We start from the raw sequence: 12,405 nt of genomic DNA, 5'->3' as shown, positions 1-12,405 counted from the left end.
AAATTTATGAAAAAAACTTTTTTGGAATAAGTTCATTATAGTCACTCACACTTAATCTTTCATTAAGTCAAGATAAAATGAAACTAAAAGTTACTGATTAATACTTATTTTACTTTGTAATAGGCACTACCTGGCTCACCAAAAACAGTTTGTCCTCCATTATTACAGACAACAATCCTATCCTTTGAACTATCAGTTAAATCTGGACCACCAACATTAGTTGGCGATACACCTGCAGGAGCGAACATAAATGCAATTCCATCTGGCATAGGAGCTGGACTACCAGAAGCCCAAGCAATATGGTCGTAAATTCCCTCTGGTACTGTGCCACCAATCCTTAAATTTCCTGACCATTTCCATGCAGAAACTGAGCATCTTCCATTGTCAGCCACCAGTAGTATGTCTCCCTTAGTATTCTCCCAAGTCCCTTGGATACTTTCGTAATTTCCTAAGATAATCTCTGATAAATTCATTCCACTGTCCACGTCGCTTACCCATACTTCATCCACCCCAGAAGCACGCGCAATTCCGTCTGTCAGTGCATATTGACCTGTGTAGGTTTGATAACCATAATAATCCTGGATGCTTCCATCACTATCCCATGTCACCTGAATTTTAACATCAGCTTTTATCGTTTTCTGCTTTGGCATTTTAAACGTAGACTGACCATTAATCACATAACTCAGTACCTCTTTATTATCCGAAGAAATACTTGCTTTTCCTGTAAAAACACGCTTGTCAGAAGAATTTTGTGACTGTATCACTTTTCCATCCTGACTAATAGTCAAACTTGATTGGGCATCGCCCGATTTTAAATAATAAAAATTATAACTTTTAGCCCATTTTGAAAAATCAGCTGTTGGTGCTACTGAAGAAGGATTCGCTTTTTGACTCGATCGTCTGGTAGACGAAATTGAATGCTGCGTAGACTTTTTTGTTACTTTCGAAGCATTTGTTCTTCCAACAGCTGACAAACTATGAACAATCACTAAAACAATAATAAAGGCTAACGCAATAAATCCTAATATAGAGGCATACAGTGGTACATTTATGCCTTTTTTATCTTCTCTCATTTTTACTCCCCTTGTAAATAATAAGGCTTACTAAAGACCACTCCGTTTTGTCCACCATTGACAAAAATCCTAGCTTTAGTATCATCTGTGACATCTGCCCCTCCAGAAATTACACTCACATTTTCTGGAGCAAACCCAAAGTAAATTCCCGAACTGACTAAAGTAGTCCCAAACTCCAACACTCCTGCTGTTTGAACCGATTCACTCACCTTCAAATTTTTATCATACTCTGCTTGCCCAGCAAATGGATTAAAATCTTTTGCTTTATCATCTGTGCTTTGACCTGATGTCTTTTTGGGCGCACCAGTTGCCGAATCATTCAAACTAGGAATATCAATACTGAGACCGTCAACTTTTGCTGACATAGCATTTTTTGTAGCAGTGAAATCCGAAATAGACATCGTATTTCCACTGACGATAATTGTATTTCCAGACTCATTTAACCAAGTTCCTTGAATACTTTCATAATTTCCTTGCGCAATTTCTGACAGATTCATTTTCACAAGTGGTTTTTTAGCTGTATAAATAGCCAAGACATCTGTACTCAAAAAACTTTCTCCCGCATTCACTCGCTTTTGTGTGGTTAAATTATAAACGTAATCCAGCGGTAAATCTCCTGCAGTTTCTGCATTCGATTGCTTTCCCTCTTGGTCATAGAATAAAAAGTTTCTGTGATAAGGTAATACATTTTGAATTTTATCCGTCGTTTCACTCTCCGTTAAATCCCTACAATCAGGCATGACTAACTCTTTTACAGGCATATCAAAATTTTGCGAAAGCTTATACCGGTTAAAGACCATCTCCCCCGAATTACTCACTAAAGCTCGTTCATTTGTGCTTCCCCGAGCAATACTATATGAGTATTCATAGGTCCCCTCTATCCCAAAAAGATATGTCACATCATGATTTTCTTCGACTTTCACTCTTCCATCACCTTGATTCGTTGATACTGATGCGTTCGTAAGTTTAAAATAAACTACAGGTTTCACAGCTGTACTTTTATCAGTGGCGGAACTTTCATTAAAAACTCCGTTATTTGGAATTTCATAAACATACTTTACATTAGCAAAAGGTTTGCTACTTACTTCAACTTTACCTTTTGTAATTTTTCCCGATGTTTCTGCCAGTTCCAATCCTTGATTCACCAAAAGATTATCTTCACCTGCGGTATCATGCCGAACATATGTTCCATCTTTTTTGATGACAATATTTGTACTCCATGTTGTATTTCCAGCAGTATAAGTTTCTGCCCATTTTCCAATTTGATCATCAATAGACACAAGCTTTTTTGAGGAACTCCCTGTCATTTTTGGACTTCTATCAGAGGATAAATTATGAAAAACCACAACAATAATAATAAGCGCCAACACAACAAGTCCCAAAATAGCAGCATAAAGCGGTAATTTTATTCCTTTTTTGTGTTCTTTCATTATTCATTTCCTTTGTAAGCATTTGAAACAACTAATCGTTTTGTATTATCCACCCAAGTATTTCTAAACATCTCAATCCAAAAACCGAATGGAATGATCCAAATGATAAAAAATGTAATAATTGGATGCTCTAAATCGTACTCACAAACAATGTCAACGATAGAATATTTAATAAGAGCCCAAATCACACTAACAATAATTGCCAACGCGATGATTAATACTAGATTGGTTAAAATAACTTGTGAAACTTGATTCATATCCATAAAATTTTCTCCATAAAATGACAGCAAAGCTGTTATAAGTTGGTACTAAAGACTTTCCAAAGTATCTAATTTAGAGTCTACACTATCATTAATAGATTGTCAAAATTTTAACAATCCTGTGTTTTAAGTAATAATTCAATGATAGAAATAAAAAAAGCAGTATCACTTAGATACCGCTTTCTCACTTTTAGGAGTAAAGTTATGAAAAAATTTTTTTGGAATAAATACATTATAACTTCCTTGACTTAATAGTTCATTAAGCCAAGATAAAGTGAAACTAAACCAAAGAAAATCTTGTTAGTAAAAAAATAACCTACCATTACTGACAGGTTATTTCATATTTTAAAAATTAAAGCTTAGTCAGCGTTACGGCCGTTTTTTGCAATAATTTCTTCTTGTACTGATTTAGGTACGTCTGAATAGTGGTCAAATACCATCATGAAAGTACCACGTCCTTGTGTAGATGAACGGAGAGTAGTTGCGTAACCGAACATTTCAGCAAGTGGAACGAAAGCATTAACGATTTGTGATTTACCGTGAGCTTCCATTGAGTTAACTTGACCACGACGAGCAGTCACGTGACCCATGATATCTCCAAGGTTTTCTTCAGGAACAGTGATTGTAACTTTCATCATTGGTTCAAGAATTGCTGGTTTCGCAGTTTTAGCAGCTTCTTTCATTGCAAGAGAAGCGGCAACCTTGAAGGCAGTTTCTGATGAATCGACATCATGGTATGAACCATCATAAAGTTTAGCTTTAATGTCAACCATTGGGTATCCAGCAAGGACACCGTTAGCCATAGTTTCTACCAAACCTTTTTCAACGGCTGGTACGAATTCACGAGGAACGACACCACCGACGATAGCATTTTCAAATTCAAATCCAGCACCTTCTTCATTAGGTGTGAATTCAATCCATACGTCACCGTATTGACCTTTACCACCTGATTGACGTTTGAAGAATCCACGTGCTGAAGTTCCAGCGCGGAATGTTTCACGGTAAGCAACTTGAGGCGCACCAACGTTTGCTTCAACTTTGAATTCACGTTTCATACGGTCAACAAGAACGTCCAAGTGAAGTTCACCCATACCAGAGATAACTGTTTCACCAGTTTCTGGGTTTGTTTCAACACGGAAAGTTGGATCTTCTTCAGCCAATTTTTGGAGGGCAACACCCATCTTATCTTGGTCAGCTTTAGTTTTAGGTTCAACCATCAATTGGATAACTGGTTCTGGAACTTCAATTGATTCAAGGATGATTTTAGCTTTTTCATCTGTCAATGAGTCACCAGTTGTTGTATTTTTCAAACCAACAGCAGCAGCGATATCCCCAGCGTAAACTGTTTGGATTTCTTTACGAGTGTTAGCGTGCATTTGAAGGATACGTCCGATACGTTCACGTTTACCTTTTGAAGTATTCAAAACGTATGAACCAGCATCAAGTGTACCTGAGTAAACGCGGAAGAATGAAAGACGTCCAACGAATGGGTCAGTCATGATTTTGAAAGCAAGAGCTGCAAATGGTTCTTCATCTGAAGCTGGGCGTTCGTCTTCTTCGTCTGTATCAGGGTTAACACCTTTGATGGCAGGGATATCAAGTGGGCTTGGAAGGTAGTCAATAACTGCATCAAGCATCATTTGAACACCTTTGTTCTTGAAGGCAGAACCAGCAAGCATTGGGTAGAAGTCAACATTGATTGTTGCTTTACGGATAGCTGCTTTGAGTTCTGCTTCAGGAATTTCTTCACCAGCAAAATATTTTTCCATGATATCTTCATCGAAATCAGCAATTGCTTCGATGAGTTTTTCACGCCATTCGTTTGCAAGTTCTGTGTATTCTTCTGCATTGAAATCCAAAGATGCCAATTCAGCGTTAAATTCGTCTGAACCTACAACAGTTTCTTTAATATCTGTACCAAGGTCATTAGTATAGATTTCAGATTTCATAGTTACCAAGTCAATGATACCGATGAAGTCATCTTCTGCACCGATTGGAATTTGGATTGGATGAGCATTAGCACCCAAACGATCTCCCAAAGTAGAAAGTGAGTAGTAGAAATCAGCACCGATTTTGTCCATTTTGTTAGCAAAAACGATACGTGGAACACCGTATTCAGTCGCTTGACGCCATACAGTTTCTGTTTGTGGTTCAACACCTGATTGAGCATCAAGAACGGTAACAGCACCATCAAGAACACGGAGTGAACGTTGTACTTCGATTGTGAAGTCCACGTGACCTGGTGTGTCGATGATGTTTACGCGATTACCTTTCCATTCTGCAGTTGTTGCTGCAGATGTGATAGTGATACCACGTTCTTGTTCTTGCTCCATCCAGTCCATTTGTGATGCACCTTCGTGAGTTTCACCGATTTTATGGATTTTACCAGTGTAGTAAAGAACACGTTCAGTTGTTGTTGTTTTACCAGCATCGACGTGGGCCATGATACCGATATTACGTGTATTAGCAAGTGAAAATTCGCGAGCCATTTTGTTCTCCTATTTGATTTTAGTCATGAGAATTTCTCATTAGTTTTATTGTATCAAATTTATGTTAAAAAATTAAAACAAAACCGAGCAGGCGAGGAGCCCAAGCCCGGTAATGTTCGTTTTTACATCAATTCGATGTTTTCGCAATCTTTTTTAGATTGTAAAATTGGAATTGCTAAATGGATACGAGGACAAAGGTTCCGAAGCGTACCGAAGTACACGAGGATTCTTTCGACGAAGTAGCCATGACGCAATTACGATTTTACCAGCGGAAGTGAGCAAACGCACGGTTAGCTTCAGCCATTTTGTGAGTATCTTCACGTTTTTTGACTGCTGCACCTGTGTTGTTAGCTGCATCCAAGATTTCTTTAGCCAAACGGTCTTGCATAGTGTGTTCACCACGGTTACGAGCGATTGTTACCAACCAACGAAGACCAAGAGTTGTACGACGTTCTGGACGAACTTCAACTGGGACTTGATAGTTAGAACCACCGACACGACGAGCGCGAACTTCAAGAACTGGCATGATGTTTTCCATAGCAGTTTCGAAGACTTCGAGTGGGTTGTTTCCAGTAGCTTCTTCAATTTGTTTGAAGGCACCGTAAACGATTTGAGCCGCAACACCGCGTTTACCATCAAGCATTACGCGGTTGATAAGACGAGTTACGACGATTGAGTTGTACATTGGATCTGCCAAAACTTCACGTTTTGGGGCACGATTTTTACGCATTCTTACTTATCTCCCTTCTTAAGCTTTTGGTTTTTTAGCACCGTATTTAGAACGGCTTTGTTTACGGTCAGCGACACCTGCTGTATCAAGTGCACCACGAACGATATGGTAACGTACCCCTGGAAGGTCTTTTACACGTCCACCACGAAGAAGTACAACACTGTGTTCTTGGAGGTTGTGTCCGATACCTGGGATGTACGCTGTTACTTCCATAAGGTTTGAAAGACGTACACGCGCGAATTTACGAAGCGCTGAGTTAGGTTTTTTAGGAGTCATAGTACCAACACGAGTTGCTACTCCACGTTTTTGTGGGCTTGCAAGTTTAGTTTGTACTTTTTTACGGCTGTTGTAGCCAACGTTCATTGCTGGTGATTTAGATTTAGTCACTTGAGCACGACGTGGTTTGCGTACCAATTGGTTAATTGTAGGCATTTTACTGTCTGCTTTTTATATTTTTCCACATTTCTGCGAAGCGATGAGAAATACAAAAGCATTCCTTTCTTTTTATTGGATGATTTAAGATGTGAGATTGACCGTTTATATTCGTAGAAAATTAGAAAACGTTGGAGAGGAACGAAGTTCCTTGGAAACATTTGTCTATTTTCCTAGAATATGGGAAATCGAACTCAATTTCTTTTATCAATTTTTTAGTCAGTATATGGTCGCTTAAGCCAAGTTCTGACAAGAAGTTTAGCAACTTATACAAGTTCTCCTGAGAGTCCAAAGTAAAAAGTACCGTTTAATATAATATCATTTTTTACAGTGATTGTCAATCTATTTTTTACTTTTAATCCTTTTTTAAAAAGCGATTAAGCTTATATTTTGAGTTATTTAGTTGCCGCTAGAGTCAAGGTTTTTCTGTCAACCACTCTAACCTCTCCATTTTCAAGTTTAACAATATAACTATTATTTAAAATGCTAGATTCATCTCCAGTAATAATTGTTGCAGTTTGTCCGTCTGATAGTTCGATGATTTCGTCTTTTTTCATGATATATCCCTCCATGAATGTTTAATAGTCTAGCTGATGAATAGCATAAACAATGATTAGTAAAATAAAAATTATTTCTATGATAATAGACAGTCTGTCTTTATTCATAAACTCCTTTCTAAATGGAGATAAGGTGTACTTTCAAGTACAGGGTGAGGAAAAAGGATAACATTAAAGTAACTAAAGTTCTTGTTTTAAATAGATTCTTCCAATAAATTATAAACTATTATCGGTCACTTGCCTTTGACTCCTAAATTATTCGTTTAATAGAATTAAGACTTGGAATAACATTCTTATTTTTAAGCATACTAATACTTTTCGTCTTTCTAAAATCAAGGACTAAGCAAACATTTCCCTTAGGGCTTACTTATCCATCGAATCCATTCAGGTAGCTCTCCTTTTTTAGGTTTATATCCTTTTTTAAATAAAGTATAAAAATATTCTTTAGTCAGCCGTTCAAATCTATCTAAAAACAGTTCATCTATGTTTTCATTTTTACGAAAAGTATTGACAAATGCCGTCATGATTATCGCTATTATTAGCCCTAGATAAATTAGTATAAAAAACGCAAAAAAGATTAATATCGGACAAAATGGTACTTCTCTCATAATTTGATATTCCTTTTTTAAAATTCTAAGACACTAATATTTATTTTTTCCCCTAGTCCTAAATTACTTTTTCTTTTAGAACTAAAACAATTTCCTCATGTTTTAAAATCAATTCAAATTTTTCTCCTTTTATAATAAATTTTCATAAACATTTTAAAAATGTGGATGATCCACGCGAGTTTGTCCTAGTTTAATTTTATCACAAAATAGGTAAAATATGCCCCTGTGGTTAGGTGTCTCCTTCAATTTTTAGGAATAACCAAATTGCCTACAAAATAAAATGCATATTCTAGATAATTGAGATTACCTTTTTTCTGACAAAAATTTGCTAGAGTTTTTCTAGCTTTTTACTTGTGGGTTTAAAAAGTGCTGATACATTATTTGAGGGCTATTTGTATCTCTTAAGTCACTATGTTATAATCAAATCATGAAAAAAATTGCAATTATTTTTTGTACTTTACTGATGAGTTTATCAGTCCTTTCGGGCTTTGCTGTCAGTGCTGATACTACTACAACAAATAACTTTACAGTTGCCGCAAAATCAGCAATTGCTATTGACGCCTCAAGTGGTAAAATTTTATACGCGCAAAATGCTGACGATGCAAGCACACGAATTGCTTCTATCACAAAATTACTGACAGCTTATTTAGTTTACAAAAATGTAGCTGAGAATAAATTAACTTGGACTACTAAGGTTCCTATTTCAGACTATGCTTATGAATTAACTCAAAATTCTAATGCTTCCAACATTCCGCTAGCTCAAAATGGTCAGTATACTGTCAAAGATTTATTGAATGCGTTGCTTCTTCCATCCGCAAATTCTGCTGCTGTCGCTCTAGCTGAAAAAATTGCTGGCTCAGAACCAAAATTTGTTGATATGATGACAGCACAAATGAAAGATTGGGGAATTACTGACAGCCATCTCGTCAATGCTTCCGGCTTACCAAATGATGATTTGAATGGTCATATTTATCCAGGTTCTGGCGCCTCAGCAACAAATACAATGAGTGCAAAAGCCGTTGCAACACTCAGTTATCACTTAATTCAAGATTTTCCAGAAGTTCTTCAAATTACTAAGAAAACAGAAATTCCTTTTGATACAGGTAATGAAGAAAAAATGACTTTAACCAATACCAACCAAATGCTTAGTGGATTTTCTACTTCAAGAACTGGTGTAGATGGTTTAAAAACGGGGTCAACTAGTTTCCAAATTGACTGTTTTGCTGGAACAACCAATCAAAATGGTTTCAGAATTATCACAGTTGTTTTAGAAGCCACAGATCCTGCCGCTGATAACTCAACACCGTTTACCCTAACAAATCAGCTGATGAACTATGTTTATGGGCATTGGCGTACAACCAACCTTGTACAAAAAAATCAATCTTTAGATGATTTTAAAGAAATTGCTGTGACTGATGGAAAAGAAAAATCAGTTCAACTTGTTGCGCCACAAAATGTCACCCCTGTTGTTCCCTACGCTACAGATGGTAGTGCTGACACGAAACCATTAGTAATCAAGTTCGATAAGAAAAAGAATGCCACAGTTGAAGCAACAATCACTAAAAATCAAAAATTAGTCACTCTTTCTACTACAGTGAAAGATAGTTTAGGCTATCTTCCAAATTGTACAGCAGATAAGATTCCTTTAGTTGCTAAAAAAACAGTACCACGTAGTAGTGCTCCAAAAGTTTTTTGGAATCATTTTGTTAATTTTGTTAATGAAAAACTCTAAAATTTACTGACAGAAAAATTGGTCAGTAAAATTAGCGAATAAAAACGCTGTCTATTTACTGACAGCGTTTTTTATTAACCTTTAGATTTTACAATCGCAAGTAGAATTGCTCCTGCTACGAACAAAACAATACCGATTCCAACATAAACCAATTCTTTTTTGGTTTTCTTTTCACCAAGGAAAAGAATTCCTCCGATAGTGGAAATGATGACACCCAATTGTGAGAATGAGAAGGCAATGGCATTACCAGCCGCACTAGCAGCCATGAGCATAAAGATATTACCTACGCCCCACATTGCACCAACAATCATGTTTTGATATACATATTTTTCCATTTTAATTTTGAAACGACCCATTACAAGCGCTCCAAAAATCATTCCAACTGACATTGGTAAAATGATTGTCAATGTATCAAAATGAACATTGAACCAAAGTGCTGACAAGTTATTAAACAAAATAACATAAACAACATAACCCAAAGTTGAGTAAGTTAAAGCCGTCAAACCTTTAGTATAATTACGTCCTTCTTCAACAACAGCATTTTCAGGGTCACGTTTAGCAGAAAAATAGAAACCAACCACTAAGACAGCCATCGCAATAAATCCGAGAATAAATTGAATTTGTTTTGTCCATTCATGGAAAGCAAATACACCAATTAAACCACCAATGACTAATTGGCTTCCTGAAGAAAGTGGACTTGCTACAGAAACACCCATGTATTTCATTGAATTAAACTGACCAAATTGACCAATCGCCCAAAGTAAACCACCAATAAATCCAATTAAGAAAATTTGCCATGTCAATGTTGGCATACGGAATAAGAAAACAATAAGTGCAAAAACAAAAGCGCCTAATGTCATTCCAAGTGTTTGTTGTTTAGCATCTCCACCAAATTTGTTAGCTACAAATCCGATAGAACCCCAAGCAAACATTGGAACAAGCGCGAGAAGAACTCCTTGCATGTTTATATTTACCTCTTTAAAATAGTTTTTTTACTTAAAAATTAAGCATTTCTCTCTTTTACTCTTTTTTTTGGAAAAAACAAGAGATAAAAGAATACACAAAATTCATAACTGTTCATTTAAATTCATTTTCTTTTTTCAATAAGTACTAGAATTGGTGGAGTATGAATTTGATTAAGAGGTGCATAAGAAGTCACTTCCCAGTCCTTTTGTGGCAAAGTTGAAGCCCAATTAATGACAGCATTTTTTTCTTCCTCTCCTCCTTCATGACCGTAATAAATAACAAGCGCAATCCTACCACCCACAACCAACAAATCTGTCAAGGACGATAATGCTGACAGAGTCGTTTCTGCCCTTGTAACTATATTTTTATCCGTTTTAGGTAGATAACCAAGGTTAAAGATAGCAGCTTTAACCGGACTTTGAACGTAATTAATCAGTTCTTCATGCCCAGCCAAAATCAAGTCTACTGACGGCTCTGTCATAGAAACTTCATTGAAAGTCTGTTCCTTTAGTGATAGGGTAGACTGGTCAACTGGAGAAGCCTTTTTCATTATTTGCGTCTTTATTGCTTTGTTTTCTAAACGCTTTTCTGTTGCTTCTAGGGCTGCCTCTTGTACATCAAAAGCATATACCTTAGCTCCTAATTCTGCTAAAAAAAGCGTATCATAGCCATTCCCCATCGTTGCATCTACCACAACATCATCAACATTTATGATGTCTTTCAACATCCAGTGGGCCATTTCTATCTGTTTTAACATCTATTTACTCATCACTTTCTAATTATTTTTATATACCAATTCAAGAGATTACCGATAAGTTTGTCATTAATATTTTCCATCATCTTACTATTATTGTATCAAACTTTGCAAAAAGAGATGAATAAAAATTCATCTCTTTTAATTTAAAAAGTAATTAGACCGCTTTTACGAACATCTTTACAGCCTTGAATACTACCGCGTCGTTCCATTTCGGCATCAATACTATTCAATACTTCCCATTTTTTCAAAGACCACATTGGTCCAATAATCAAATCACGTGGAGCATCCCCAGTCAATCGATGAATGACGATTTCCTTAGGAATCAACTCCAGCTGATCACAGATAACTTGCACATATTCCTCTTGTGACATTAGCTGTAATTTTCCCTCATGATAATCACGCTGCAAGCGAGTCTGCTTCATTAAATGGAGTAAGTGTAGTTTCACCCCTTGAATATCAGAGTCTAAAACCATACGGCGCACATTTTCCAACATCATTTCTGTCGTTTCACCTGGTAATCCGTTAATTAAATGTGTACACACATTAATGCCATAAACACGTAAACGTCTCACAGCATCCACATAAGTTTCATAATCATGAGCACGATTAATCATATCAGAAGTTTCTTCATAAGTTGTCTGCAATCCTAAATCAATCCAAACTTCCATCCGACGGTTAAGCTCTGCTAAATATTCTACAACATCATCTGGTAAACAATCTGGACGTGTCCCAATTGAAATTCCGATAACATCTGGTTGATTTACTGCTTGTTCGAATCGTTCACGTAACACTTCTACAGGGGCATGTGTATTAGTGAAATTTTGAAAATAAACAATATATTTCTTAACGCCAGGCCATTTTTTATGAAATTGGGTCACTTCAGCCGCAAATTGATCCGCAATTGGTGCTTCTGGTTCGAGAATCATATCACCTGAGCCAGAAACCGTACAAAAAGTACAACCACCATGTGCTACAGTACCATCACGATTAGGACAATCAAAACCAGCATCAATAGGAACTTTAAATATTTTTTCACCAAAATTTTTTCTTAAATATTCATTCCAAGTTGTATATCGTTTTTGCATTTTATATAATTTCTCCGTTTATCAAATTATATCAAAAAAAATCAATTATTTTCTTAAATATAATAAAAAGAGAGACCTCAAAGTCTCTCTAAAAAACTGCGGATGTCAGACTCGAACTGACGACATCATGATTAACAGTCATGCGCTACTACCAACTGAGCTAATCCGCAATAACATAAAACTCGGTTTCCCGAGTTTTAATAATATAGTCCGTACGGGATTCGAACCCGTGTTACCGCCGTGAAAAGGCGGTGTCTTAACCCCTTGACCAACGGACCATACTTTT

At 36.4% G+C, this 12,405-nt stretch carries 12 protein-coding genes and 2 tRNA genes; 1 reads left to right on the top strand and 13 read right to left on the bottom strand.

The window, feature by feature from the left end; genetic code table 11:
- Positions 1–104: 104 nt before the first annotated feature.
- The 8 genes from LLA01S_RS06825 to LLA01S_RS06790 form a co-directional block, all read right to left on the bottom strand.
- Entirely contained in the window at positions 105–1,073 is a 969-nt protein-coding gene (locus LLA01S_RS06825; RefSeq protein WP_014573448.1) for a DUF6287 domain-containing protein, read from the bottom strand.
- A gap of 2 nt (positions 1,074–1,075) precedes the next feature.
- The gene (locus LLA01S_RS06820; RefSeq protein ID WP_061778031.1) at positions 1,076–2,503 is read right to left on the bottom strand and encodes a DUF6287 domain-containing protein; all 1,428 of its coding nucleotides are present in this window, start codon (positions 2,501–2,503) and stop codon (positions 1,076–1,078) included.
- On the bottom strand, positions 2,503–2,766 hold the full coding sequence (locus LLA01S_RS06815; RefSeq protein WP_011836172.1) for a hypothetical protein: 264 nt from the start codon (positions 2,764–2,766) through the stop codon (positions 2,503–2,505). Before LLA01S_RS06815 ends, LLA01S_RS06820 begins: the two co-directional genes overlap by 1 nt.
- A gap of 356 nt (positions 2,767–3,122) precedes the next feature.
- On the bottom strand, positions 3,123–5,252 hold the full coding sequence (gene fusA / locus LLA01S_RS06810; RefSeq protein ID WP_014573452.1) for an elongation factor G: 2,130 nt from the start codon (positions 5,250–5,252) through the stop codon (positions 3,123–3,125).
- A 262-nt stretch (positions 5,253–5,514) separates the two neighbouring features.
- Positions 5,515–5,982, bottom strand: coding sequence for a 30S ribosomal protein S7 (gene rpsG / locus LLA01S_RS06805; RefSeq protein WP_003129876.1), 468 nt, complete (start codon positions 5,980–5,982; stop codon positions 5,515–5,517).
- An 18-nt stretch (positions 5,983–6,000) separates the two neighbouring features.
- Positions 6,001–6,414: a 30S ribosomal protein S12 gene (gene rpsL, locus LLA01S_RS06800; protein ID WP_003129874.1), complete on the bottom strand. Its 414-nt coding sequence runs from the start codon at positions 6,412–6,414 to the stop codon at positions 6,001–6,003.
- A gap of 395 nt (positions 6,415–6,809) precedes the next feature.
- Positions 6,810–6,971: a hypothetical protein gene (locus tag LLA01S_RS06795; RefSeq protein ID WP_011677319.1), complete on the bottom strand. Its 162-nt coding sequence runs from the start codon at positions 6,969–6,971 to the stop codon at positions 6,810–6,812.
- Between the two features lie 356 nt (positions 6,972–7,327).
- On the bottom strand, positions 7,328–7,579 hold the full coding sequence (locus LLA01S_RS06790; protein ID WP_011677320.1) for a hypothetical protein: 252 nt from the start codon (positions 7,577–7,579) through the stop codon (positions 7,328–7,330).
- Between the two features lie 427 nt (positions 7,580–8,006).
- Between LLA01S_RS06790 and LLA01S_RS06785 the strand changes: the two genes are divergently transcribed.
- Positions 8,007–9,311: a serine hydrolase gene (locus LLA01S_RS06785; RefSeq protein WP_011677321.1), complete on the top strand. Its 1,305-nt coding sequence runs from the start codon at positions 8,007–8,009 to the stop codon at positions 9,309–9,311.
- A gap of 74 nt (positions 9,312–9,385) precedes the next feature.
- On the opposite strand, the gene LLA01S_RS06780 is transcribed toward LLA01S_RS06785, so the two are convergent.
- The 5 genes from LLA01S_RS06780 to LLA01S_RS06760 form a co-directional block, all read right to left on the bottom strand.
- Positions 9,386–10,273 (bottom strand): GRP family sugar transporter, encoded by an 888-nt coding sequence (locus tag LLA01S_RS06780; protein ID WP_011836175.1) that lies wholly within the window; start codon positions 10,271–10,273, stop codon positions 9,386–9,388.
- 125 nt (positions 10,274–10,398) lie between these two features.
- Positions 10,399–11,034, bottom strand: a complete 636-nt coding sequence (mnmM, locus tag LLA01S_RS06775) for a tRNA 5-(aminomethyl)-2-thiouridylate-methyltransferase MnmM (RefSeq protein WP_021166386.1) — start codon at positions 11,032–11,034, stop codon at positions 10,399–10,401.
- A 143-nt stretch (positions 11,035–11,177) separates the two neighbouring features.
- Complete coding sequence (gene mnmL / locus LLA01S_RS06770; protein ID WP_061778030.1) at positions 11,178–12,119, bottom strand: tRNA modification radical SAM protein MnmL/YtqA; 942 nt, start codon at positions 12,117–12,119, stop codon at positions 11,178–11,180.
- Between the two features lie 96 nt (positions 12,120–12,215).
- A tRNA-Asn gene (locus LLA01S_RS06765) sits at positions 12,216–12,289 on the bottom strand.
- 36 nt (positions 12,290–12,325) lie between these two features.
- Positions 12,326–12,397: transfer RNA gene (locus tag LLA01S_RS06760), tRNA-Glu, on the bottom strand.
- Positions 12,398–12,405: the final 8 nt, after the last annotated feature.

Origin of the sequence: Lactococcus cremoris subsp. cremoris NBRC 100676, assembly GCF_001591705.1 — a bacterium.
GTDB lineage: Bacteria > Bacillota > Bacilli > Lactobacillales > Streptococcaceae > Lactococcus > Lactococcus cremoris.
This window is presented reverse-complemented; position numbering and strand designations above follow the sequence as displayed.

Bases quoted from the DNA above. Each gene is read 5' to 3' on its own strand.
- LLA01S_RS06825 (WP_014573448.1), bottom strand. From the start codon at position 1,073: ATGAGAGAAGATAAAAAAGGCATAAATGTACCACTGTATGCCTCTATA.
- LLA01S_RS06820 (WP_061778031.1), bottom strand. From the start codon at position 2,503: ATGAAAGAACACAAAAAAGGAATAAAATTACCGCTTTATGCTGCTATT.
- LLA01S_RS06815 (WP_011836172.1), bottom strand. From the start codon at position 2,766: ATGGATATGAATCAAGTTTCACAAGTTATTTTAACCAATCTAGTATTA.
- fusA (WP_014573452.1), bottom strand. From the start codon at position 5,252: ATGGCTCGCGAATTTTCACTTGCTAATACACGTAATATCGGTATCATG.
- rpsG (WP_003129876.1), bottom strand. From the start codon at position 5,982: ATGCGTAAAAATCGTGCCCCAAAACGTGAAGTTTTGGCAGATCCAATG.
- rpsL (WP_003129874.1), bottom strand. From the start codon at position 6,414: ATGCCTACAATTAACCAATTGGTACGCAAACCACGTCGTGCTCAAGTG.
- LLA01S_RS06795 (WP_011677319.1), bottom strand. From the start codon at position 6,971: ATGAAAAAAGACGAAATCATCGAACTATCAGACGGACAAACTGCAACA.
- LLA01S_RS06790 (WP_011677320.1), bottom strand. From the start codon at position 7,579: ATGAGAGAAGTACCATTTTGTCCGATATTAATCTTTTTTGCGTTTTTT.
- LLA01S_RS06785 (WP_011677321.1), top strand. From the start codon at position 8,007: ATGAAAAAAATTGCAATTATTTTTTGTACTTTACTGATGAGTTTATCA.
- LLA01S_RS06780 (WP_011836175.1), bottom strand. From the start codon at position 10,273: ATGCAAGGAGTTCTTCTCGCGCTTGTTCCAATGTTTGCTTGGGGTTCT.
- mnmM (WP_021166386.1), bottom strand. From the start codon at position 11,034: ATGTTAAAACAGATAGAAATGGCCCACTGGATGTTGAAAGACATCATA.
- mnmL (WP_061778030.1), bottom strand. From the start codon at position 12,119: ATGCAAAAACGATATACAACTTGGAATGAATATTTAAGAAAAAATTTT.